The sequence below is a fragment of the Phreatobacter sp. GW821-FHT04C01 genome (genome assembly GCF_059420385.1).
Genome location: NZ_JBWKTP010000002.1, coordinates 665,618 through 689,174 on the forward strand (window position 1 = coordinate 665,618; position 23,557 = coordinate 689,174).

Consider the following 23,557-nt stretch of genomic DNA (forward strand, 5'->3'; position numbering starts at 1 on the left):
GTCCCATTGCAGCCCCAGGTAGCGCGCGGGGCTGGAGCGGTCTGGACCTGTGGGCCGGCGAGACCGGCGCGGTCGTCAGTTGAACAGCCGGTAGCTCTGGCCCGAGCGGCCGCCGAGCCGGTTGAACGCCTCGCGGGCGCCGGCATGGTTTTCTTCGATGCTCATGGCCTTGGTGTAGGACCCGAGCGCGCGCTCGTTGTCGCCGGTCGCCTCCAGGGCCTGGCCGCGCGCCACCCAGATATCGGGCTGGCGCGGGTCGAACTGCACGGCCTCGTTGAAGTCGTCGAGCGCCGACTTGGCATCGCCGATCGCCTGGTAGCTCAGGCCGCGGCCGTAATAGGGCTCGGGATTGTTCGGCGCGAGACCAAGCGCGGTGGTGAAATCCTCGATCGCCTGGCGGTGATTGCCCTGGGCGGCATAGACGAGCGCGCGATTGTGATAGGCCTGGGCGTTGGAGCCCTGGATCTGGATCGCGCGGTTATAGTCCTGCAGGGCGTCGCCGTAGCGGCCCTGGGTGCGATAGATGTTGCCGCGGCCGATATAGGCGGCGGCATAATTGCCGTCGGCCTGGATCGCCCTGTTGTAGTCGGCCATCGCCAGGTCGACCCGGCCGGTCTGGCGATAGACCAGGGCACGGTTGGACAGGGCCTGCACGTAATTGCCGTCGAGCTGGATGGCGCGGGTGAAGTCGGCGACGGCCTCGGGCCGCCGGCCTGTGCGGGCGAGAACCGTGCCGCGCATGTTATAGGCCTGCGGGTCGCTGGGATTGCGCGCCACCACTTCGGACAAGGACGAAAGATTGGCGGTCGAGCCGATATACTGGGAATCGGCATCGTCGCCGCCGGTGACCGAGCCGACACCGCCGGTGGTTCCGCAGGCGCCGAGCACCGCGCTGCCGACGATCAGCGCCGTGCGCTGAAACAGCCGGATGGCCAAGGTGGTGGAGCCTGTCATCCCATTGTCCCCTAACAATAAGTCGAGGCGTTTGCGGAACGCTCCGGCTCTCGACCCTATCGCATTTTCTTTACGCGAACCGGTACCCATTTCGTTCGAAAATACTTGCCTTCGCACGCCATGATTCATCCGGAACGCATCGGCCAAAATGAACACGGCCCGCACGAAGGTTTCGTTGCGGGCCTGTCAAAATTACGGCGCGAACCGGTAAAAAAGCGTGTCAGCGGGCGCTGACCCGAGGCTTGACGGGTTTGGCGGGGATCAGGCCTTCGCGCTGGGCGCGCTTACGCGCCAGCTTGCGGGCGCGGCGGACGGCTTCCGCCTTCTCACGCGCCTTCTTCTCCGACGGCTTCTCGTAATGGCCTCGTAGCTTCATTTCGCGGAAGATGCCTTCGCGTTGCATCTTCTTCTTTAGTGCTTTGAGCGCCTGGTCGACATTATTGTCGCGAACGAGAACCTGCACGCCGTTGTTCCTTCAAGCCTGACTGGTTGAGCGGCCGACGCGAGAACACCCGCCGCGACGTTGCCGCTGCTCAAGAGAAAGACGCCGATACCAGAATCATAATGGCTTGTCCACGCCAAAACCGCCATATTCTGCGTGGCTGCGGCGGCCCGGATCCCTGCCGTTTCGCGGCGGCGATCGCGCGGGAATCGCAGGAGAATTGGAACCGGACTGGAACTCCCGGTTTGCGTCTTGATCTGTCCGGCGCTATATCCATGGGTGATTTCCCGATCCTCCGATCGTTATGAGGCACCCGCCTCGGCCCAGGCCCCTCAAGCCAGGGCACGGGATCGGTCACCCGCGATCGACGTAAACGAGGCCCGCCATGACCCAGTTGCTGATGCCCAAGGCCACCGCTGTGTGGCTCGTCGACAATACTGCGCTCTCCTTTGACCAGATTGCCGCCTTCTGCACGTTGCATCCGCTCGAAGTGAAAGCCATTGCCGACGGCGAGGCCGCGCAAGGCATCAAGGGTTCCGACCCGATCATCACCGGGCAGCTCACCCGCGAAGAAATCGGCAAGGCCGAGAAGGATCCAGCCTACCGGCTGAAGCTCGCGCCGCCGAAGGTCAAGCTGCCCGAGGTGAAGAGCAAGAAGGGGCCGCGCTATACTCCGGTGTCGCGCCGCCAGGACCGGCCGAATGCCATCCTCTGGCTGGTGCGCAACCATCCTGAGCTGAAGGACGCCGCGCTCATGCGGCTTGTCGGCACCACCAAGCCGACCATCGCCGCGATCCGCGACCGCACCCATTGGAATTCCCAGACGCTGACGCCGATGGATCCGGTGACGCTCGGCCTTTGCTCGCAGATCGACCTCGACTTCGAGGTCAACCGCGCGGCCAAGGAGAAGGGCCCGGTCGAGACGGTCGCCGAGCAGACCTTGCTGCCGGCCGACCAGACCACCCAGGCGCCGCCGAAATTCGACCCGTTCGAGCGTCCGGACGCGCCGAAGCGCGAGGAGCGCTATGACGCCGCCAAGGTCTTCGCCAATCTGAAGGCGACCAAGGAAGACGAGGAGTGACGCGTCCGGACCGGCGGACCGTGCCGCAGCTTTTCGCGCGGCTCTCTTTCCGATAAGCCCGCGACGTTGTACCTCGAAGCGCCCCGCCGTCGGCGGGGCGTTTGCGATTCGCCTTGCCGGAGAAGAATCATGGCCGATTCCGCCCGCAGCCCCGTCACGCTCGAAGGCCTCGATCTCGCGGCCCTGGTCGCCAGCCGTGTCTGCCACGACGTGATCTCGCCGGTCGGCGCCATCGTCAACGGGCTCGAACTGATGGAAGACGGTGCCGACGAGGCGACCGCCGAGCTGGCGCTCGATCTCATCCGCAAGAGCGCCAAGACCGCTTCGGCGCGCTTGCAGTTCTGCCGCATCGCCTTCGGCGCCGCCGGGTCCGCCGGTTCGGCCATCGACACCCGCGACGCGCAAATGGTGGCGACGAACTTCTTCAATGACGACCGTACCAATGTGGACTGGCAGGTGCCGGCCGCCTATCTGCCGAAGAACCGCGTCAAGCTGCTACTCAACCTCCTGATGCTGGCGGCAGCCGCGATCCCGCGTGGCGGCGTCATCCATGTCGCCACGGTGGGCGAGGGCGACGGCACCGGTTTCGACGTGACCGTGACCGGCCTCAACGCGCGGATCCCGCCGCACGCGGCCGAACTGCTGGCGGGCATTCCCGGCAATGAGCAGGGCACGATCGACGCGCATGCGATCCAGCCGTTCTACGCGGGCCTGCTGGCCCGCTCGGCGGGCATGACGGTGAGCATCGAGAAGGTCGAAGACCGGGTCGTGCTGCGCGCCGCCTGAGACGGCCAGGCCTCGCCGAGGCGCCGAGTTAATCCTTTAGAAATCAGCTATTTCGCGCCAGCGGCGCGCGAACTCTTCTGTCTCGACTTCAATAAGATTTAACCCTTTTCCCGGACACTTTGATCACAGGGTGGATCGCATCGTCGATCCGCCGATCTCCTACTGTCCGGGCCTGTCGACATGGATGACTTGCTGCGCGAATTCCTGACTGAAACCGGCGAGAGCCTTGACGTTGTCGACGTCGAGCTGGTCAGATTTGAACAGGACCCCAACAACGCAAGTATTCTCGGCAATATCTTCCGGCTGGTCCACACGATCAAGGGAACCTGCGGCTTCCTCGGCCTGCCGCGTCTCGAAGCCCTGGCTCATGCCGCCGAGACGCTGATGGGCAAATACCGTGACGGTTCGCCGGTGACCGGCGAAGGCGTCACGCTGATCCTCTTCACCATCGACCGGCTGAAGGAGATCCTCGGCGATCTCGAGGGCGCCGGCAACGAGCCGGAAGGCGACGACGGAGATCTGATCTCGCAGCTCGAAGCCATGTCGATGGCGGCCGCTGCCGCCCCGGCCAAGGCGGAAGAGCCGAAGGCCACGGCCGCAACGCCGGCGTCCCAGACGCTCGAGCGCGCGCTCAGGCCAGGCGAGGTTTCGCTGGATGAGCTGGAGCGGGCCTTCCGCGAAACGGAAGCCGAGATCATCGCGGTCCCTGAAGTCGCGGCGCCGTCGCTCGCGCCCGAGGTTCAGTCGAAGCCGGCGCCGAAGCTGGAGCCCAAGAAGCCGGCGCGCGGCGCCAAGGCGGCCGCGGCTCCGACCGCCGACGAGGACGACAAGGTCGAAGGCGTCAAGGGCGCCCAGACGCTGCGCGTCAATGTCGACACGCTCGAACAGCTGATGACCATGGTTTCGGAACTGGTGCTGACGCGCAACCAGCTCCTCGAGATCGTCCGGCGCCACGAGGATTCGGAATTCAAGGTGCCGTTGCAGCGCCTGTCCAATGTGACCGCCGAGCTGCAGGACGGCGTCATGAAGACGCGCATGCAGCCGATCGGCAATGCCTGGCAGAAACTGCCGCGCATCGTCCGCGACCTCGGCAACGAACTCAGCAAGCAGATCGAGCTCGAGATGCACGGCGCCGAGACCGAGCTCGATCGCCAGGTGCTGGACCTGATCAAGGACCCGCTGACCCATATGGTCCGCAACTCCGCCGATCATGGGCTGGAGAGCAGCGAAGAGCGCCGGCTCGCCGGCAAGCCCGAGAAGGGGACGATCCGGCTCGCCGCCTATCACGAGGGCGGCCATATCGTCATCGCCATTTCCGACGACGGGCGCGGCCTCAACACCGAGCGGATCAAGAAGAAGGCGCTGCAGAGCGGCATCGCGACCGAAGCCGACATCGACAAGCTGACCGAAGCCCAGATCCACAAATTTATCTTCGCGCCCGGCTTCTCGACGGCCGCCGCCGTGACCTCGGTCTCGGGCCGCGGCGTCGGCATGGACGTGGTGCGCACCAATATCGACCAGATCGGCGGCACGATCGACCTGAAGTCGACCCAGGGCGAAGGCACCACCGTCACCATCAAGATCCCGCTGACGCTCGCCATCGTCTCGGCGCTGATCGTCGAGAGCTCCGGCGATCGCTTCGCCATCCCGCAGCTGTCGGTGATCGAGCTGGTGCGGGCCCAGCAGAATTCCGAGCACCGGATCGAGCGGATCAAGGATACGCCGGTCCTGCGGCTGAGGAACAAGCTGCTGCCACTGATCCATCTCAAGCAGCTGCTCGGCATCCAGGACGGCCAGCCGCTGAACGAGGAAAACGGCTTCATCGTGGTGACGCAGGTCGGCAGCCAGACCTTCGGCATCGTCGTCGACCAGGTCTTCCACACCGAAGAAATCGTCGTGAAGCCGATGTCGACCAAGCTTCGGCACATCGCCATGTTCTCGGGCACGACCATTCTCGGCGACGGCTCGGTGATCATGATCATCGACCCGAACGGCATCGCCTCGGCGCTCGGCAGCGACATTTCGTCGGCCGCCAGCCAGGAAGAGACCGACGGCCGCCGCGGCTCCGAGCGCAACCTCATCTCCATGCTGGTGTTCCGCGCCGGCACGCCGGAACCGAAGGCGGTGCCGCTGTCGCTGGTCACCCGTCTGGAAGAGGTTTCGGTCGACAAGATCGAGATGTCCCATGGCCGCCACCTGGTCCAGTATCGCGGCGCGCTGATGCCGCTGATCCCGGTCAACGGCACGGTCAAGGTGCGCACCGAGGGCTCGCAGCCGCTGCTGGTGTTCTCCGATGCCGGCCGTTCCATGGGCCTCGTCGTCGACGAGATCGTCGATATCGTCGAGGACGCACTGACCATCGAGGTCGCCTCCGACGTCCCCGGCCTGCTCGGCTCGGCGGTCATCAAGGGCCAGGCCACCGAAATCCTCGACATCGGCCATTACCTGCCGCTGGCCTTCGAGGACTGGTTCAAGCGCAAGGAAATGCGCGCCGAGGCGCTGACCAAACGCCTGCTGTTCGTCGACGACTCGCCGTTCTTCCGCAACATGCTGACCCCGGTCCTAAAGGCCGCCGGCTACGACGTGACCACCGCGGCGGCGGGTCTCGAGGCACTCGACATGATGAAGCGCGGCGACCATTTCGACGTGGTCGTCTCGGATATCGAAATGCCCGAGATGAACGGTTTCGAATTCGCCGAGGCGCTGCGCGCCGACCTGCGGTTCAGGGAAACGCCCGTCATCGCGCTGTCGTCGATGACCAACCCCGCATCGATCGAGCGGGCGCGGGTGGCCGGCTTCCACGACTACGTCGCCAAATTCGACCGTCAGGGCCTGATCGCGGCTCTGAAGGAGACCGCCTTCGATTACGCCCACGCCGCGTGAGGACCAGCAGATGCAGAACACCACGACCGACGACGTCACCGAATATGTGACCGTGCTGATCGGCGGCCAGCTGTTCGGCCTGCCGATCTCGCGGGTGCAGGACGTGTTCATGCCGGACCGGATCACCCGCGTGCCGCTGGCGAGCCCGGAGATCGCCGGCGTGCTGAACCTGCGCGGCCGGATCGTCACCGCCATCGACATGCGCGTCCGACTCGGCATGACCATTGCCAAGGATGCAAAGCCGCCAATGGCGGTGGGTATCGAATCCAAGGGCGAAAGCTATGGCCTGCTGATCGACACCGTCGGCGAAGTGCTGAAGCTGTCGCCCGACAGCCGCGAACAGAACCCGATCAATCTCGATGCCCGCTGGACGCGGGTGTCGGCCGGCGTGCATCGGCTCGACGGCCAGCTGATGGTCATTCTCGACGTCGATTCCGTGCTCGCCATGGGTAGCGAAGCGCTGGCGGCGTAATTTCTCTCAATATTCAGGACCGATGTGATGAAAACCTGTCTCGTCGTCGACGATAGCTCGGTGATCCGCAAGGTGGCCCGCCGCATTCTCGAAGGGCTCGGCTTCACGATCGAAGAGGCCGAGGACGGCAAGAAGGCGCTGGATATCTGCTACGGCGCCATGCCCGAGGCGATCCTGCTCGACTGGAACATGCCGGTCATGGACGGCTACGAGTTCCTGCGCGAGCTGCGCAAGCTGCCGGGCGGCCAGGCGCCGAAAGTCGTGTTCTGCACCACCGAGAACGACGTCGCCCACATTGCGCGGGCGATGCATGCCGGCGCCAACGAATACATCATGAAGCCGTTCGACAAGGAAATCGTCGAAGCCAAATTCGCCGAAGTCGGCCTGCTCTGAGCCAAACCGCCGCGGCTCCGGCCGCATGATTCCGATGTCACGTGTGTTCGAGTAGCGGCGTATGAGTATCGCGTCTTTGACCGGTTCCCTCACGGGAACAGCAACTGTCCAGGCCGACCCGATCAAGGTCATGCTGGTCGACGATGCCGTGGTGGTCCGCGGCCTGGTCGGCCGCTGGATTTCCGACGAACCGGACATGACGCTGGTCGCGGCGCATCGATCCGCCCGCGACGCGGTCGCCGACATCACCAGGCAAAACCCCGACATCGTCATTCTCGACATCGAGATGCCCGACATGGACGGCATCACGGCGCTGCCGCTGATGATCGCGGCCAAGCGTGACCTGATGGTCATCATGGCTTCGACGCTGACCCGCCGCAATGCCGAGATCTCGTTGAAATGCCTGTCGCTGGGGGCCGCGGACTACGTGCCGAAGCCGGAATCGAACGCCGGTGTGACCACCTCGCCGGCGTTCAAGCGCGAGCTCATCGACAAGGTCAGGGCGCTCGGCCGGCGGCGCCGGATCAGCGCCCGTTTCGCCCACGCGCCGGTGGCGGCATCGGCCGCGACCACGACCGGCTCGGTCGCGCCGCGCGTCGCCGCGCCGTCGATCGTACCGCACCATCATGCGCCCCATGCCTTCAAGACCCGCGCACTCAACGCCGCCGCGCCCAAGGTCCTGCTGATCGGGTCGTCGACCGGCGGCCCGCAGGCCCTGACCACGGTGCTGCGCGGCCTCGGCGCCATTCTCGAGCGGGTGCCGGTGCTGATCACCCAGCATATGCCGCCGACCTTCACCACCATCCTCGCCGAACACACCGCCAAGGCCACCGGTCGGCCGGCGGCCGAGGCCAAGGACGGCGAGCCGATCCTGGCGGGGCACATCTATGTCGCGCCCGGCGGCCGCCACATGCTGGTCAAGCGCACCGGCACGACCCCGGTGATCCAGCTTGACGACGGGCCGCCGATCAATTTCTGCAAGCCGGCGGTCGACCCGCTGTTCAAGTCGGCGTCCCAGGTCTGGGGCGGCGCGGCGCTCGCCTGCGTGCTGACCGGCATGGGCTCGGACGGCGCCCATGGCGCGGGCGACATCGTCGCCGGCGGCGGCAATGTCATCGCCCAGGACGAGGCCACCAGCGTCGTCTGGGGCATGCCGGGCGCGGTCGCCATGGCCGGCCATGCCGCGGCGGTCCTGCCGCTCGATCAAATCGCTCCGAAGATTGTACGTCTGTTCTCGGGAGACCGGTCGTGACACCGCTCGATTATGACTATCTGCGCGGCTTCCTGAAAACGCGCTCCGGTCTCATGCTGTCCAACGACAAGCAATATCTGATCGAGAGCCGGTTGATGCCGATCGCCCGCAAGGAGGGCCTCGCCGGCATCAGCGAGATCGTCCAGAAGCTCAAGGGTCCCGGTTCGGAGCGGCTCGCCGCCAAGGTGACCGAGGCGATGACCACCAATGAGAGCTTCTTCTTTCGCGACAAGACGCCGTTCGATCACTTCAAGGACGTCATGATGCCGGCGCTCATGGCGGCGCGGGCGGCCAAGCGGCACATCCGCATCTGGTGCGCGGCGGCCTCGACCGGCCAGGAGCCCTATTCGCTGGCCATGCTGCTGAAGGAAATGGGGCCGGCGCTCGGCAGCTGGCGCATCGAGATCATCGGCACCGATCTGTCGGGCGACGTGCTGGAGCGGGCCAAGGCCGGCGTCTATACCCAGTTCGAGGTGCAACGCGGCCTGCCGATCCAGATGCTGCTGAAATATTTCAAGCAGAATGGCGACCAGTGGACCATCGCGCCGGAAATCCGCAGCATGGTGCATTATCGCACGCTCAATCTGCTGAATGATTTCTCGGCGCTCGGCCAGTTCGACATCATCTATTGCCGCAACGTGCTGATCTATTTCGATCAACCGACCAAGATCGGCGTGCTGAACCGCGCCGCCAAGCTGATGGCGCCGGACGGCTATCTGCTGCTCGGCGCGGCCGAGACGGTGGTCGGTCTCACCGACGCCTTCAAGCCGGTCGCCGACCGTCGCGGGCTCTATGTCCCGGCGGCGGGCGCGGCGGCCGCACCGGCGAAGCGCGTGTTCGCGGTCGCCGGGGGCCAGGTCGCCTGAGCCACCGCTGAGCCTGGCGGACCGGGTGTTGCGTCACTCGCCTCGCCCTGCGTGACGGCAGCGCAGCAATGCGCGATCGCCGGCGCCACCATGCGCTGATGGCCGCGCGGCCGCGCGTGATCCCTGTCATGGTGCGGCGCGCAGCCGCCGGGTCCTGGCCCAGGCCGTGCGGACTGAGCCGGGCCTCCGGGCGGACCCGGAGGCAGGGCGGGGCCTGAATTCAAGACGGGACCCGGGAACCAGTCCGTGCCGGCAATGCAATGATCACCGACCCGACCTTTTATGCCGCGGCCATTCCCGCGGTGACCCTCTACGGCTTGTCGAAGGGTGGTTTTTCCGGCGTGGCCATCCTGTCCATGCCCTTGCTGTCGCTGGTCATCTCGCCGGTCGCGGCCGCGGCGATCATCCTGCCGGTACTGATGGTCCAGGACGTCGTGACGGTCTGGAGCTATCGCAAGACCTGGGACGGCCGGACGCTGGCCTATCTGGCCCCGGGAGCGCTCGCCGGCATCGCCACGGGCTATGCCTTCGCCTCGGTGGTGGCGGAGCCGGCGGTGCGGGTCATTGTCGGCCTGATCGCGGTGATCTTCTGCCTGGATCGCTGGCTGCGGCCGGGAGCGGCGACCGCCGCGCCGAAACCCCATAACGGTTTCTCCGCGACGCTGCTCGGCTGGATCTCCGGCTATACCAGCTTCGTCATCCATGTCGGCGGACCGCCCTTCAACATGTATGCCATGCCGCGCGGGCTCAACCGCGACGTCTTCGTCGGCACCGCCGCGATGTTCTTCGCGGCGATCAACCTGGTCAAGGTCGCGCCCTTCATCGCGCTCGGCCAGATGACGCTCGAGAATCTCGGCACCGCCGCGGCGCTGTTCCCGGTCGCCATCCTCTCCAACATGGCCGGCATCTGGCTGGTCCGGCGGGTGCCGGCCGCAGCCTTCTATTCGATCATCTACGCCCTGACCTTCGTCGTCGGCGCCGTGCTGCTGATCGGCGGCATCAGGGCGCTGCTGTAGATCGCGGGGCTAGACGGCCCGCGCCCGGGCGAACAGGGCGTTGAGATCGGATCCGGAGATCTGCTGCGTGGTGAATCCGATGGTTCCGTGGTCGCGTAGTTCCTCCGCACAGTTCCGGACGAATCCGAGGGCCGAGCGGGCGATGCTGCCGCCGAGGCTGATGCGCTGCACGCCAGCGGCGAGCAGGCCATGGGCGTTGCCCTTGGTCGTGCCGAGCCCCATGACGACATTGATCGGTCCGGATATCGCGCGCACCAGCTCCGTCACCGTCTCGAGATCGGAGGCGCCCGGCACGTAGAGGCAATCGGCGCCGGCTTCGCGGTAGCGATTCGACCGGCGGATGCCGTCGGTCGCTCCCGCCTTGCCGACCAGGAGGATGGCATCGCTCCGCGCTGTCAGCACGAAGGCGCTGCCGCGCGCGTCGATCGCCGCGCGCGCCGCGGCAATGCGCTCGACCGCGAGCGCCTCGTCATAGAGGTGTGGGCGGCCCGGCACCTTGTCCTCGATATTGCCACCGGCGAGACCGGCCTCGATCGCCATGGTGATGGTCTCGGCCACGGCTTCCGGGCTGTCGCCATAACCGGCTTCGAGATCCGCATTGACCGGAACATCCACCGCCTGGACGATCCGCCGCATGTGCTCGAACATCTCTTCGCGTGGCACCGCAAGCGCTGCCGAGGTCACGCCGTAATCCTGCTTGGCGAGCGCGAATGCGATGCCGGCACTGGTCGTGGCGATGGCCGGGAAGCCTGCCGCCGCCAGCACGGCGGCGCTGCCGGCGTCCCAGGCGTTCGGCATGATGAAGCCGCCTGTCGTGGCATGCAGCGCCTTGAACAGGCGCGTGGCATCGTTGCGGTCGCTCGGCATATCGGCCTCCTCTCAGTCTTTGAACAAGGGCGTGCGGACATGGCCCGACGCGGCATAGGACAGTGACGATTCCAGGCGCTCCAGGGGCATGCCGCGGGTCAACAGATGATCGACGGCAATCTCGGCGATCAGCAGGACCACCTTGTCGGCCGGACAGACATGCGCGCCGGCGCCGAATTCGAGATATTTTCGATCGGCCCGGGCGATATCGAAGCGATCAGGGGCAGGGTTGAGCGCCGGATCGCGATTCGCCGCCGCGATCAGCACGATGATCATTTCGCCCCGACGCAGCTTTTGTCCGGCGATTTCGCCATCGCGTGCCATGAAACGGAACGTGCTGCTGGTGACCGGATCGAACCGCACGACCTCCCGAATGAGCGGACGCAGCAATGTCCGGTTGGTTTCGACCTCGGCGCACAGCGCCGGTCGTCGCGCCAGCGCCAGAAGCGTCGACCCGATCAACGAGGCCGTCGAGGCATGACCCTGGATCATGTAGCCGATGGCGTTGGCGACGATGTCGTTTTCGTCGGCGCATCCGGCGCGTTGGGCTTCGCGCAGCAGCGCCTCCAGCAGCGGGCCGCGCTGCCGATCGTCGGCCCTGATCGTGCGGACGAGATCGAGCAGCGCCCGCGCGCCGCGATGGCCGCGCGTGAGCAATTCGGAGGTGGGGACGGGGATGCCGGTCCCGGCAGCCGCCGCGGCGGCGGCGTAGTCGCCAAGCCATGCCGTCACGTCGTCGAAGCGCTCGCGTGGAATGCCGAGCAGGCAGGCGACGACCTGGACCGGCAGCGCGAATATGAACCGGGTGATGCCGGCCATATCGCGGACCGGGCCTGGCTCGCCGTCCAGTTCGGCCGCGCGCTTGCGCGTCAGCTCCGTGACCAGTCCAGGGTCGATGCCGCGCAATGCACCGGCCACCGCCTCCTTCAGCTTGCCGCGCGCCTCGTCGTCGCGCAGGCGCACCAGCCGGCCGAAGATGTCCGCGGCCGCGCCGTCGCGCAGCGCCGCGGGGATCGGCTGGTCGGCAGGGCGGGTGAGACAGATGTCGCTGGTCAGCACTTCGGTGACCGCGGCGGCGCTCGCCGCGACCCACCAGCCATTGGCATCGTCGCGGAAGAATTTTTGCTCTTGGGCGAGACGGCCGTAATAGGGGTAGGGATCGGGATGGGAGGGGGCAAGGCGAACATGCTCAGGTTCGGCCGCCGCCAATACCGTGGTCTTCATGTCGGGAGCTCCATTTGGCGCGCCGGCCTGGCGCTCTGGCCCTATCGATGTCGCTTGCGTTTCCATTTGTCGAAGTCATAATTTTTCTTCCCTCGATCAGTTTTTTGCATACCGATGGATAGCGAAGCGCTCCTGACTTTTGTCACCATCCATCAGGCCGGTGGGTTTTCCCGCGCCGCGGATCTGCTTGGCCGTTCGCAGCCTGCGATCAGCCGGCGCATCGCGCTGCTCGAGGAGGAGCTCGGCGTGCCGGTATTCGAACGGGCAGCCGGTGGCGTGGTGCTCAGCCAGGCGGGGCGCGCCTTATTACCCCATGCCGAACGGGTGCTGGCGGCGTTGCGCGACGCGACCAATGCGATCGAATCCCTGCGCATCGAAATGGCCGGACGCGTCTCGATCGTGGCGGTCGGAACGCTCGCCGGCACGAACCTGACCGGGGTGCTCAAGCGCTTCGTCGCCGACCATCCCAAGATCGACCTGTCGATCAGCACGGCCACCAGCGCCGAGGTGAGCGAACTGGTGCGGCGCGGCGAGGCGATGATCGGGCTGCGCTATCTGCTCGACACCGATCCCGACCTGGTCTGCGACCATATCGCGTCCGAGACCTTGGTCGTCGTCTGCGCGGCCGAGCATCCGTTCGCGGGCAGGACGCTCGAAACGCTGGCCCTGTTGAGCGGCGAACCCTGGTTCGCGTTCCGGATCGCCTATGATCAGCGCGAGACATTCGCGGACAATATCTTCGCGCAGTTTCAGGCGCGCGGCATCGCGACGATCCGTTGGACGCCGGTCGACAGCCTCAATGCGAAAAAGCGCCTGATCGAGGCTGGCCTCGGCATCGCGCTGCTGCCGGAAAGCGCTGTCGACGAGGAGTTGCGGGCGGGTTCCCTGGCGACCATTCGGCTGGCCGATCTCGATGTCGCCAATCCCGTCTACGCCGTGGTGCGGCGCGGTGGCTATCTCAGCCCCGCGACGCGCAATCTGCTTGCGCTGTTGCGCAGCGCACCGCGGCTTGCCGGGAAGCCGGTCCCGTAGCGGTCAGCCGGGCGAGAGGCTGAGGTACCGCTCCCGCCCAAACGAAAACGGGCCGCCCGAAGGCGGCCCGTTCGTCACGATCCGAGGATCGTAATCAGCTCAGTAGCGAGCAACCACGGCGCCCGGGCCGGTCGAGAACAGGTAGTTCACGCCCAGCTTGACGGTGTGGATGTTCTGCGAGAAGCGGTCGTTCGCCGTGAAGATGTTCGAACGGTCGCCGAAGCCGTAGTAGAGATACTCGATCTTGGCGGTCCAGTTCGGGGTGAAGGCGTACTCGAGACCGCCACCAACCGTGTAGCCGACGCGGGTCGACGACGACGAGAACGTCGCGCCAGCCGGAGCAACCGACGCATCGAAATACTTGTCGGAGAAGGTCGCGACACCGAGACCACCGGTGGCGTAGATCAAGGCGCGGTCGAAGGCGACGCCGGCGCGAACGCGCAGCGAGCCCAGGAACGGCACCGAGGTGCGGTAGCTGTCGCCGAACGTCGGGCTGCCGACGAGGGTATCAGTGGTGCGCTTGTTCAGGCCGCCGGCCGAAACGTCGCCCTCGACGCCGAGGACGAACTGGTTGATCTGCCAGTTGTAGCCGACCTGAGCGCCGCCGAAGACGCCGTTCGAGGTCAAGCTGCTGTTGAAGAACGTGCCGGTGTTGTCACGGTAGCTGGAACGAGCCGAACCCCAGCCCACGTGGGCGCCGACGTAGAAGCCGGTCCACGAGAACGACGGAGCGAGGATCGCGGCGGGAACGGCAACGCGCTGAACGCCGAGGTCGGCGGCCTGAGCGCCGGAAGCGAGAGCGGCGAGAGCAGCGCCCGCGAGGAGAAACTTCTTCATGAGGTCATTTCCTTTTTAACGTCGGCGGACCGTTTGCACGGGCCGTCATGCTTATCGATTTTCGAGGCAAGGCCAGCGGGGGGCCGACACATGTCCATCCATCACGTCTGACCTCTACCCGACGATGATGAGAAATCAACTAACAAGAGCGTCGTCGTAGCCCTCCCGTCGCCTTCGCGGGATTGTTTGCATGGTGCTGTGTCCCATGCATCACAGGTGACCTAACGGCATTAGAACATTGCTAACGCTGATCACATGGAGATTGAAATCTTGTTGCCCTCGATCTCTTGGCGCCGACATCCGCGCGGGCGGCCTGTGGATTGTCCGGGCGGGAATCGCATGCGGGCCCAGGCGCCGCCTCGCGCGTGCTGTGGTTGAACCGGCGGATCCAGGCTTCTAGGCTTCGGGGGCGAAGCGTGAAAACGGGGGAACGGCCATGAGTGTCTATGACAGCGACCTCCCGAAGCGCGAGGCGAATCATCAGCCGCTGACGCCGCTCTCGTTCCTCGAGCGTTCGGCACGGGTGTTTCCGGATCATGACGCCGTGATTCACGGCCGGATCCGGCGGAGCTATGCCGAATTCTATGCCCGCTCGCGGAAACTGGCCTCCGCGCTCACCCGGGCCGGCGTCGGCAAGGGCGACACGGTGGCGGCGCTGATCGCGAACACCCCGGCCATGCTCGAGTGCCACTACGGCGTGCCGATGAGCGGCGGCGTGCTGAACACGCTCAACACCCGGCTGGATGCACCGATCATCGCCTTCTCGCTCGATCACGGCGAGGCCAAGGTGTTCATCGTCGACCGGGAGTTCGCGAGCCTGGCGCGCGACGCGCTGGCGCAGGCCAAAGTGAAGCCGATCGTCGTCACCTATGACGACCCCGAATATGACGGTCCGGGCGAGCGCATCGGTGCGATCGAATATGAAGACTTCATCGCCGACGGCGATCCGGATTTCCCCTGGCGGCGGCCGGATGACGAATGGGATGCGATCGCGCTGAACTATACGTCCGGGACGACAGGCAATCCGAAGGGCGTGGTCTATCACCACCGCGGCGCCTACCTGCTCGGGCTCGGCAATATCGTCACCTGCGGCATGGCCAAGCATCCGGTCTATCTGTGGACCCTGCCGATGTTCCACTGCAACGGCTGGTGCTTCCCGTGGTCGATCTCGGCGGTCGCCGGCACCCATGTCTGCCTGCGCTGGGTGCGGGCCAAGGCGATGTATGACGCCATCGCCGATCACGGCGTGACCCATCTGTGCGGCGCGCCGATCGTCATGAGCCTGCTGCTCAACGCCCCGGCCGGCGAGAAACGGTCGATCGGGCACCAGGTGTCGTTCTTCACCGCCGCGGCGCCGCCGCCCGAGGCGGTGCTGGCCGAGATGAAGACGGCCGGCTTCGAGGTGACCCATCTCTACGGGCTGACCGAGACCTATGGCCCAGCTGTCATCAACGACTGGCATCGCGACTGGGACGCGCTCGGCAGTTCCGACTATGCCGCCCGCAAGGCGCGCCAGGGCGTGCCCTATACCGTGCTCGAAGACATGACCGTGATGGACCCGGAGACCATGACCCGCGTGCCGGCCGACGGCCAGACGCTGGGCGAGGTCATGTTCCGCGGCAATGTGGTGATGAAGGGCTATCTGAAGAACAAAGCCGCTTCGGACGAAGCCTTCGCCGGCGGCTGGTTCCATTCCGGCGATCTCGGCGTGCTCTATCCGGACGGCTATATCCAGCTGAAGGACCGCTCCAAGGACATCATCATTTCGGGCGGCGAGAACATCTCGTCGATCGAGGTCGAGGATGCCCTGTTCAAGCATCCGGCGGTGCAGGCGGCCGCGGTGGTCGCAAGGCCCGACGACAAATGGGGCGAGACGCCCTGCGCCTTCGTCGAGCTGAAGCCGGGAATGCAGGCGACGGCCGAGGAGATCATCGCCTGGTGCCGGCAACACCTGGCCGCATTCAAATGCCCGCGCACCGTGGTGTTCGCCGAATTGCCGAAGACCTCGACCGGCAAGGTCCAGAAGTTCCGGCTGCGCGAGATGGCCAGGGCACTCTGACACGGGAGCCCCGCGACGGTTCGTACCGATCCGGCAACCTGCGCTTGCGCTCGCGAAGGGCCCGGTCACAATGCCTGGAAACCGCGAGGGCGGACCAGGGACGCGCGGCCTGATCGCCGCGCGCATTCCGGCCGGGCAGGGGAGAAATGCGCATGGACGCGGATGTCATCGTCGTCGGCGGCGGCCTCGCCGGGTTGGTCGCGACCGCCGAACTGGCTGCCGCCGGCCGCAAGGTGATCCTGCTCGACCAGGAGGGCGAGCAGAATCTCGGCGGCCAGGCGTTCTGGTCATTTGGGGGATTGTTCTTCGTCGACAGTCCCGAGCAGCGCCGCATGGGCATCAAGGACACATTCGACCTGGCCTGGCAGGACTGGCAGGGCTCGGCCGGCTTCGACCGCGCCGAGGACGGCTGGGGGCGGCAATGGGCCGAGGCCTATGTCCACTTCGCCCATGGCGAAAAGCGCGCCTGGCTGCACCAACAGGGCATGCGCTGGTTCCCGCTGGTCGGCTGGGCCGAGCGCGGCGGCGGGCTCGCCACCGGCCATGGCAATTCGGTGCCGCGCTTCCATGTGACCTGGGGCACCGGACCCGGCGTGATCGCGCCGTTCGAGGCGAAAGTCAGGGCGGCGGCGGCGAGCGGCCTGGTGCAGCTGAAGTTCCGTCACAGGGTCAATGGTTTCACCACGTCGGGCGGGGTCATCGACGGCGTCGAGGGCGAGATCCTGGAGCCGACGACGGTGGCGCGCGGTCAATCGAGCTCGCGGGTCGCCACCGGCGCCTTCGCGCTGAAGGCCCAGGCGGTCCTGGTCACCTCGGGCGGCATCGGCGGCAATTTCGACCTGGTGCGCAAGAACTGGCCGGAGCGCCTGGGCACGCCGCCGGATTTCCTGGTCTCCGGCGTGCCTGCCCATGTCGACGGGCGCATGCAGCTGATCACCGAGGCGGCCGGCGGCCGCATCGTCAACCGCGACCGCATGTGGCATTACGTCGAGGGGGTCCGGAACTGGAACCCGATCTGGCCGAACCACGGCATCCGCATTCTGCCGGGGCCATCGTCGGTCTGGCTGGATGCCACCGGCAAGCGCCTGCCGGCACCGAATTTCCCCGGTTTCGATACGCTGGCGAGCCTCGAGCACATCATGAAGACGGGCCATGGCTACACCTGGTTCGTGCTGTCGCGGGCGATCATCAAGAAGGAGTTTGCCCTGTCGGGGTCCGAGCAGAACCCGGACCTGACCAATAAGAGCATCACCGGCATCCTGTCGCGGCTCGGCAAGGGCCTGCCGCCGCCGGTCCAGGCCTTCATGGACAAGGGCGCCGATTTCATCGTCGATACCGACATCAGGACGCTCGGCCGGCGCATGAACGAACTGGTCGGCACGTCGCTGATCGACCCCGAGGCGCTCGAGCGGGAGATCGCCGCGCGCGACCGCGAGATCGACAACGCCTTTTCCAAGGATGCCCAGGTGACCGCCATTCGCGGCGCCCGCAACTATCGCGGCGACAAGCTGATGCGGACCGCGCCGCCGCACCGGATCCTCGACCCGGCCAAGGGCCCGCTGATCGCCGTGAAGCTCAATATCCTGACGCGCAAGACGCTGGGCGGCCTGCAGACCGATCTCGACGGTCGGGTGCTGCGCGGCGACGGCCAGCCGCTCGGCAATGTCTATTCGGCGGGCGAGGTGGCGGGCTTCGGCGGCGGCGGCGTCCACGGCTATCGCTCGCTCGAGGGCACATTCCTCGGCGGCTGCATCTTTTCCGGCCGGACCGCGGGCCGGGCCGCGGCCAAGGCCGTCGGCTGACCCGTTCAGGAGGCCTTTGAAGCGCCCGGCCGTCCGGGCGTCCGGCTCGTCGGCCTGGGCCGAGGCAGAATGCCGGCCGCGATCGACGACTTCGCCGCGATCGTGGCCGGAAGGCGGGAGGACGCGCGATGGGCGCCCTCAGACTGTTTCACAGGCCCTCGAACAGCGCCGTCGACAGATAGCGCTCGGCGAAGCTCGGAATGATCACGACGATCGTCTTGCCGGCGTTTTCCGGCTTCTTGGCGATGTCGAGCGCGGCCTGGACGGCGGCACCCGAGGAGATGCCGACGGGAATGCCTTCGACGCGCGCCAGTTCGCGGGCGACGGCGAAAGCCTGGTCGTTGCTGACGGTGACGACCTCGTCGATCACGGCCCGGTCGAGGATGTCGGGCACGAAACCGGCGCCGATGCCCTGGATCTTGTGCGGGCCGGGATTGCCGCCGGACAGGACCGGCGAGTCGGTCGGCTCGACCGCGACGATCCGCACGCCGGGTTTCCTGGCCTTCAGCACCTGGCCGACGCCGGTAATGGTGCCGCCGGTGCCGACGCCCGAAACGAAAATGTCGACATTGCCGTCGGTGTCGTTCCAGATCTCCTCAGCGGTGGTCTGGCGATGAATTTCCGGATTGGCCGGGTTCTTGAACTGCTGCGGGATGATCGCGTGCGGGTTCTCCGCGGCCAGTTCCTCGGCCTTGGCGATAGCGCCCTTCATCCCCTTCGGGCCTTCGGTCAGCACCAGTTCGGCGCCGAGCAGCGCCAGCATCTTGCGCCGCTCGATCGACATGGTCTCCGGCATGACCAGGACAAGCTTGATGCCGCGGGCCGCCGCCGCGAAGGCGAGCGCGATGCCGGTATTGCCGGAGGTCGGCTCGATCAGCACTGTCTGCGGGCTGATCTTGCCGGCGCTCGCCAGGGCATCGAGCATGGCGACCCCGATGCGGTCCTTGACGCTGGCGATCGGGTTGAAGAACTCGAGCTTGGCCAGGATCGTCGCCTGGGCGCCATGAACCTTGCCGAGCCGGTCGAGCCGGACCAGCGGCGTGTCGCCGATCGTGTCGGTGATCGAAGCGTAGACGCGGCCGCGGCCGGGCTTGTGGGTCTTGGCGGGGGAAACGTGAGCGGTCATGACGGCACCCAGACTGGAAGGGAGGGCGGATGATGACGAGAGAGAAAGGAATTTTCTACGGAAATTCGAGTGCTTGGGCGAAATAAGAGAAGGTCTTTCTCAGTAATGACCGAAGAGGGAATATTTTTCCCGGAGGCGTGGAGAACGGAGAACGCTCGGCAGGCTTGCCGCGACCCACGCCGCTATCCCGCGCGGGCGGGCCGTCAGGCAGGCTGCCGGCGATCTGGCGACCGCGAGCGCGTGGCATGTGTCAAAGGATCAGCTGCGTCTGGGTCACCAGCGCGACCAGCTTGCCGTCCTCGCGCTCGATGCGGGTCTGCCAGACCTGGGTCCGGTTGCCGCGATGCACCGGCGTGGTCGTACCGGTCACCGTCGTGCCCGCCTTGGCCGCCGCGACGAAATTGGTCTTGCTCTCGAGCGTGGTGGTGCCCTTGGCGCCTTCCGGCAGGTTGACGATCGTTGCCGCGGCGCCGAGCGTGTCGGCAAAGGCCATGACGGCGCCGCCATGGATGGCGCTGCCGACGGTGCACAGGTCGTCGCGCACCAGAAGGCGGGCAACGATGCGATCCGGGCCGGCCTCGACATAATCGATGCCGAGCAAAGCGGCGAAGGGCAGCGGGAAGGATCTGATCTTGTCGAGCGCGGTCATGGGCGGCGTCCTGCGGCTGCGCGGCGATGGGGAGCCGGAGAGTGAGGCGCCGGCCGCCGGCCGGTCAAGGTCATGAAACCTGTGAGCCCATGCGATGGGCAGGCATGCGGGCAACAAAAAGCCCCGCTCGGTTTCCCGGCGGGGCCTCCGTCACCTGGCGGCATTTCATCCGTGCTCGCCAAGTGGTTGAGTGATGATATCGCAGAGGGGGATGACGGCGGTATGACGATTGGAAGGCCTTGATGTGGCCTCCCGCCGCATTCACGCGGGAATGCGTTCTTCCATTTCCGACGGCTCGCGCAGCACGTAGCCGCGGCCCCAGACCGTCTCGATATAATTCTTGCCGTCCGACGCGTTGGCGAGCTTCTTGCGCAGCTTGCAGATGAACACGTCGATGATCTTCAGCTCAGGCTCGTCCATGCCGCCATAGAGATGGTTGAGGAACATCTCCTTGGTCAGCGTCGTGCCTTTGCGCAGCGAGAGGAGTTCCAGCATCTGGTACTCCTTGCCGGTCAGATGAACACGCTGGCCGCCGACTTCGACCGTCTTCTGGTCGAGATTGACCAGGAGGTCGCCGGTCGTGATGACCGACTGGGCATGGCCCTTGGAGCGGCGCACAATCGCGTGGATGCGGGCAACCAGCTCGTCTTTGTGGAACGGCTTGGTCAGGTAGTCGTCGGCGCCGAAACCGAGGCCGCGCACCTTGTCCTCGATGCCGGCCAGACCCGACAGGATCAGGATGGGCGTCTTGACCTTGGCCACGCGCAGCGACTTCAGGACCTCGTAGCCGGACATGTCGGGCAAGTTGAGATCAAGAAGAATAATGTCGTAATCGTATAGTTTTCCGAGGTCGATGCCCTCTTCGCCGAGATCCGTCGTGTAAACGTTGAAACTCTCGGATTTGAGCATCAGCTCGATGCTCTTCGCAGTGGCGCTGTCATCTTCAATCAACAGAACGCGCATGCTCATCCCCTTCCGCTGGCCCCTGACCGGCAGCTTCGCCACATTGGACGAAACAGCCGTTCGGCATAGCGATCCCGATCCTCCACCGCCGCGCGGAGGGTTGGTGGGATCCGTCCCCGTTCACTGATTCGACGCTACGTCTTAATGGTTAACAAACTGTGATTCGCCGGGGCAAGAGTCTTCGCAAAAGATTTTTGCGACTCACTCCAACCCACTGCCGAATCGACCATTTCAGTCGTGTCGCCGGCGTCCTGGAACTGCCTTGCCTCGATCAGGGTCCGTGCGGGGCCTGTCCGCCCGAACCGTTAACGACCGCGGCTGCCTTTAATTGGCTGACAACCATCATTAACGGGCCGGGTTAAGGAAGGGTTACGGCGACCGACGGAATCCGGGCGCCATCTGGCTTTACTTGGAAATACGATCAGGCGCCCACGTTAAGGCGGGCCTGAAAATCCAGGCCCGCCGCGGCGGCAGCGGGCCTTTGACGGCTTTGACCGGGGAGGGGACCGGACGTGCCGCGATGGGCAGTTTCTACCGGCCATATGGTTAAGGCCTGGTAAACGCCGCAGCCGCTGTCGGCGAAAAATGCACGATCGGAGCCGGCTGAAGACGCCGGATCGGCAAAATCTGCCGGCAGCCGTTAACCGGCCGTTCAAATTAACCGTTCATTGACCAAATGGATCCAAGGCTCGGGATAGGTCTTAACGCGCGTCGCCGGTTCGCCGCCGGTTCGGCCCGGACGCCGTTGATCCCCTTTCTCGAATGCCGGACATGCCGTTATGCGGGCCCTCGCCGACCAGATCGCCGATATCGACGCGGTTACCATCTATGGCCGCGTCGCGGGCGTGCGCGGACTGATGGTGGAGGCGGCCGGACCGGTTCACGCCATGTCGGTGGGCGCGCGGGTGACGGTGGAGACAGGCCTGCGGCCGATCCCCTGCGAGGTGGTGGGATTCAACGGCGACCAGGCCCTGCTGATGCCGTTCGCCGGGCTGGAAGGCGTCAGGCGCGGCTGCAAGGCGCTGGTGTCGCTGGCGCCGGCGGCGATCCGGCCGAGCGCCGGCTGGCTTGGCCGGGTGGTCAATGCGCTGGGCGAGCCGATCGACGGCAAGGGGCCGCTGCCGCAAGGCGGCGACCCCATGCCGTTTCGCGCCTCGCCGCCGGCCGCCCATACCCGCCGGCGGGTCGGCAAGCCGCTCGACATGGGCGTGCGTGCGCTCAACACCTTCCTGACCTGCTGCCGCGGCCAGCGCATGGGCATCTTCGCCGGCTCCGGCGTCGGCAAGTCGGTCCTGCTGTCGATGATCGCGCGCAATGTCGATGCCGACGTCTCGGTGATCGGACTGATCGGCGAACGCGGCCGCGAGGTGCAGGAATTCCTGCAGGAAGATCTCGGCGACGACGGCCTGGCGCGTTCGGTGGTGGTGGTCGCGACCTCGGACGAGCCGGCGCTGATGCGCAAGCAGGCGGCCTATCTGTCGCTGTCGATCGCAGAATATTTCCGCGACCAGGACCAGCAGGTCATGCTGATGATGGATTCGGTCACGCGTTTCGCCATGGCGCAGCGCGAGATCGGCCTGTCGGCCGGCGAGCCGCCGACGGCAAAAGGTTATACCCCGACCGTCTTCTCGGAATTGCCGCGTCTGCTCGAGCGCGCCGGCCCGGGTTCGGGTGAAGGTGCGATCACCGCCATCTTCACCGTGCTGGTCGACGGCGACGATCACAACGAGCCGGTGGCCGACGCGGTGCGCGGCATCCTGGACGGCCATATCGTCATGGAGCGCGCCATCGCCGAGCGCGGCCGCTATCCCGCGATCAATGTGCTGAAGAGCGTCTCGCGCACCATGCCGCGCTCGGCGGACCCGGTCTATTGGCCGGTGATCCAGCGGGCCAAGCGGGTGCTGTCGACCTATAGCGACATGGAGGAACTGATCCGGCTCGGCGCTTATCGGCAGGGGTCGTCCGCCGAAGTGGACGAGGCGATCCGGCTGCAGCCGGCGCTCGAGGCCTTTCTCAGCCAGGGCAAGGACGAGGTCAGCGGATTGGCCGAGGGTTACGCCAAGCTGGCGGCCATTCTCGCCGAGAGTTCCACCGATGCCGGCTAAGGGCGCGCATGAGGCTTCGTCCTTATGCGCCTGCCGATTCAGACATTTTCAAGCTTTCTGGAAACGGAATCTCAACCTCAACGATGTTACATCTCGGCTCATGAGGAAGCTGGCATTCACGTTAATAATGCCGATTTCCCTCGCATTCCGTATGGTTGGAATGCGGGTAAGTGAGACTTCTGGGAGTATGTGTCGATGAAGTCGCGAGACACTCTGATCCGCCTGAAGCGCTTTCAGGTTGATGAGAAACGCCGTCAGGTCGCGCAGATCGAAATGATGATCGCCGAGTTCGAGCGCATGGCGACCGAACTCGATCGCGAGATTCTGACCGAACAGAACCGGGCGAACATCCACGACCCCGGCCATTACGCCTATCCGACCTATGCCAAGGCCGCCGGCCAGCGCCGCGACAACCTGCTGGGGTCGGCCAACGAGCTCAAAGGCCAGCTCGACGACGCCAAGGCCGCGCTTGCCGAGGCCTTTGAAGATCTGAAAAAGGTCGAGATCCTGGACGAGCGCGAAAGCGCGCGCGACAGAGCGGCGGATGCCGCGCGCGAACAGGCCGAGATGGATCGCATCGGGCTCTCCCGGCGGGGGTCCTATATCGGCGCCTAGGCCGCACCAATCCACATGACCTCTAGAAAGCGCGCGGCGGCCACCGCGCGCTTTTTGCGTTTGGGGGCAAGTGGCGAATGGGGGGAAGCGAAGACCACCCTGCGCGCAAACCCTCTCCCACGAAGACGTGAGC

The 23,557-nt window shown here is 65.8% G+C and carries 21 protein-coding genes; 13 read left to right on the forward strand and 8 right to left on the reverse strand.

The annotated features are described in order from the left end of the window. Positions 1 to 75: 75 nt before the first annotated feature. Both AC07WJ_RS10225 and rpsU read right to left on the reverse strand, forming a co-directional pair. Complete coding sequence (locus AC07WJ_RS10225) at positions 76 to 954, reverse strand: tetratricopeptide repeat protein (protein ID WP_494934455.1); 879 nt, start codon at positions 952 to 954, stop codon at positions 76 to 78. Between the two features lie 220 nt (positions 955 to 1,174). After that, on the reverse strand, positions 1,175 to 1,417 hold the full coding sequence (gene rpsU / locus AC07WJ_RS10230) for a 30S ribosomal protein S21 (protein ID WP_494934456.1): 243 nt from the start codon (positions 1,415 to 1,417) through the stop codon (positions 1,175 to 1,177). Positions 1,418 to 1,781: 364 nt separating this feature from the next. Here rpsU and AC07WJ_RS10235 point away from each other — a divergent pair, with 364 nt between their 5' ends. From AC07WJ_RS10235 to AC07WJ_RS10270, 8 genes are all read left to right on the forward strand, one after another. Continuing rightward, complete coding sequence (locus AC07WJ_RS10235; RefSeq protein WP_494934457.1) at positions 1,782 to 2,477, forward strand: DUF1013 domain-containing protein; 696 nt, start codon at positions 1,782 to 1,784, stop codon at positions 2,475 to 2,477. Positions 2,478 to 2,606: 129 nt separating this feature from the next. Continuing rightward, the gene (chpT, locus tag AC07WJ_RS10240) at positions 2,607 to 3,263 is read left to right on the forward strand and encodes a histidine phosphotransferase ChpT (RefSeq protein WP_494934458.1); all 657 of its coding nucleotides are present in this window, start codon (positions 2,607 to 2,609) and stop codon (positions 3,261 to 3,263) included. A gap of 180 nt (positions 3,264 to 3,443) precedes the next feature. Beyond that, entirely contained in the window at positions 3,444 to 6,146 is a 2,703-nt protein-coding gene (locus tag AC07WJ_RS10245; protein WP_494934459.1) for a hybrid sensor histidine kinase/response regulator, read from the forward strand. 10 nt (positions 6,147 to 6,156) lie between these two features. Next, entirely contained in the window at positions 6,157 to 6,618 is a 462-nt protein-coding gene (locus AC07WJ_RS10250) for a chemotaxis protein CheW (RefSeq protein WP_494934460.1), read from the forward strand. Between the two features lie 27 nt (positions 6,619 to 6,645). Continuing rightward, positions 6,646 to 7,011 carry a response regulator gene (locus tag AC07WJ_RS10255; RefSeq protein ID WP_494934461.1) on the forward strand — a complete coding sequence of 122 codons (366 nt, stop codon included), beginning with the start codon at positions 6,646 to 6,648 and terminating at the stop codon, positions 7,009 to 7,011. Between the two features lie 61 nt (positions 7,012 to 7,072). Further along, the gene (locus AC07WJ_RS10260) at positions 7,073 to 8,263 is read left to right on the forward strand and encodes a protein-glutamate methylesterase/protein-glutamine glutaminase (RefSeq protein ID WP_494934462.1); all 1,191 of its coding nucleotides are present in this window, start codon (positions 7,073 to 7,075) and stop codon (positions 8,261 to 8,263) included. Then, positions 8,260 to 9,129 (forward strand): CheR family methyltransferase, encoded by an 870-nt coding sequence (locus tag AC07WJ_RS10265; protein WP_494934463.1) that lies wholly within the window; start codon positions 8,260 to 8,262, stop codon positions 9,127 to 9,129. The genes AC07WJ_RS10260 and AC07WJ_RS10265 overlap by 4 nt, the downstream gene beginning before the upstream one ends. A gap of 260 nt (positions 9,130 to 9,389) precedes the next feature. Further along, the gene (locus tag AC07WJ_RS10270) at positions 9,390 to 10,145 is read left to right on the forward strand and encodes a sulfite exporter TauE/SafE family protein (RefSeq protein WP_494934464.1); all 756 of its coding nucleotides are present in this window, start codon (positions 9,390 to 9,392) and stop codon (positions 10,143 to 10,145) included. A 9-nt stretch (positions 10,146 to 10,154) separates the two neighbouring features. Here the strand turns inward: AC07WJ_RS10270 and AC07WJ_RS10275 are convergent, their stop codons facing one another. Together AC07WJ_RS10275 and AC07WJ_RS10280 are read right to left on the reverse strand one after the other, a co-directional pair. Then, positions 10,155 to 11,012, reverse strand: a complete 858-nt coding sequence (locus AC07WJ_RS10275) for an isocitrate lyase/PEP mutase family protein (RefSeq protein WP_494934465.1) — start codon at positions 11,010 to 11,012, stop codon at positions 10,155 to 10,157. Positions 11,013 to 11,024: 12 nt separating this feature from the next. Next, complete coding sequence (locus AC07WJ_RS10280) at positions 11,025 to 12,236, reverse strand: cytochrome P450 (protein ID WP_494934466.1); 1,212 nt, start codon at positions 12,234 to 12,236, stop codon at positions 11,025 to 11,027. Between the two features lie 114 nt (positions 12,237 to 12,350). On the opposite strand from AC07WJ_RS10280, the gene AC07WJ_RS10285 reads away from it, so the two are divergent. Next, a complete protein-coding gene (locus tag AC07WJ_RS10285) occupies positions 12,351 to 13,268 on the forward strand; it encodes a LysR family transcriptional regulator (protein ID WP_494934467.1) in 918 nt (305 codons plus the stop codon). 99 nt (positions 13,269 to 13,367) lie between these two features. Here the strand turns inward: AC07WJ_RS10285 and AC07WJ_RS10290 are convergent, their stop codons facing one another. Continuing rightward, complete coding sequence (locus AC07WJ_RS10290) at positions 13,368 to 14,105, reverse strand: outer membrane protein (protein ID WP_494934468.1); 738 nt, start codon at positions 14,103 to 14,105, stop codon at positions 13,368 to 13,370. A gap of 436 nt (positions 14,106 to 14,541) precedes the next feature. On the opposite strand from AC07WJ_RS10290, the gene AC07WJ_RS10295 reads away from it, so the two are divergent. Together AC07WJ_RS10295 and AC07WJ_RS10300 are read left to right on the forward strand one after the other, a co-directional pair. After that, on the forward strand, positions 14,542 to 16,164 hold the full coding sequence (locus AC07WJ_RS10295) for an acyl-CoA synthetase (protein WP_494934469.1): 1,623 nt from the start codon (positions 14,542 to 14,544) through the stop codon (positions 16,162 to 16,164). Between the two features lie 146 nt (positions 16,165 to 16,310). Then, complete coding sequence (locus tag AC07WJ_RS10300; RefSeq protein WP_494934470.1) at positions 16,311 to 17,966, forward strand: FAD-binding dehydrogenase; 1,656 nt, start codon at positions 16,311 to 16,313, stop codon at positions 17,964 to 17,966. A gap of 148 nt (positions 17,967 to 18,114) precedes the next feature. Here AC07WJ_RS10300 and cysK read toward each other — a convergent pair whose 3' ends face one another. From cysK to ctrA, 3 genes are all read right to left on the reverse strand, one after another. After that, on the reverse strand, positions 18,115 to 19,092 hold the full coding sequence (gene cysK / locus AC07WJ_RS10305) for a cysteine synthase A (RefSeq protein WP_494934471.1): 978 nt from the start codon (positions 19,090 to 19,092) through the stop codon (positions 18,115 to 18,117). Positions 19,093 to 19,342: 250 nt separating this feature from the next. Further along, positions 19,343 to 19,741, reverse strand: a complete 399-nt coding sequence (locus AC07WJ_RS10310) for a PaaI family thioesterase (RefSeq protein WP_494934472.1) — start codon at positions 19,739 to 19,741, stop codon at positions 19,343 to 19,345. A 261-nt stretch (positions 19,742 to 20,002) separates the two neighbouring features. Then, positions 20,003 to 20,704, reverse strand: a complete 702-nt coding sequence (gene ctrA, locus AC07WJ_RS10315) for a response regulator transcription factor CtrA (RefSeq protein ID WP_136958952.1) — start codon at positions 20,702 to 20,704, stop codon at positions 20,003 to 20,005. A 779-nt stretch (positions 20,705 to 21,483) separates the two neighbouring features. Between ctrA and fliI the strand changes: the two genes are divergently transcribed. Both fliI and fliJ read left to right on the forward strand, forming a co-directional pair. Continuing rightward, positions 21,484 to 22,809: a flagellar protein export ATPase FliI gene (gene fliI, locus AC07WJ_RS10320; protein ID WP_494934473.1), complete on the forward strand. Its 1,326-nt coding sequence runs from the start codon at positions 21,484 to 21,486 to the stop codon at positions 22,807 to 22,809. Between the two features lie 195 nt (positions 22,810 to 23,004). Then, positions 23,005 to 23,424, forward strand: coding sequence for a flagellar export protein FliJ (fliJ, locus tag AC07WJ_RS10325; RefSeq protein ID WP_494934474.1), 420 nt, complete (start codon positions 23,005 to 23,007; stop codon positions 23,422 to 23,424). Positions 23,425 to 23,557 lie beyond the last annotated feature (133 nt).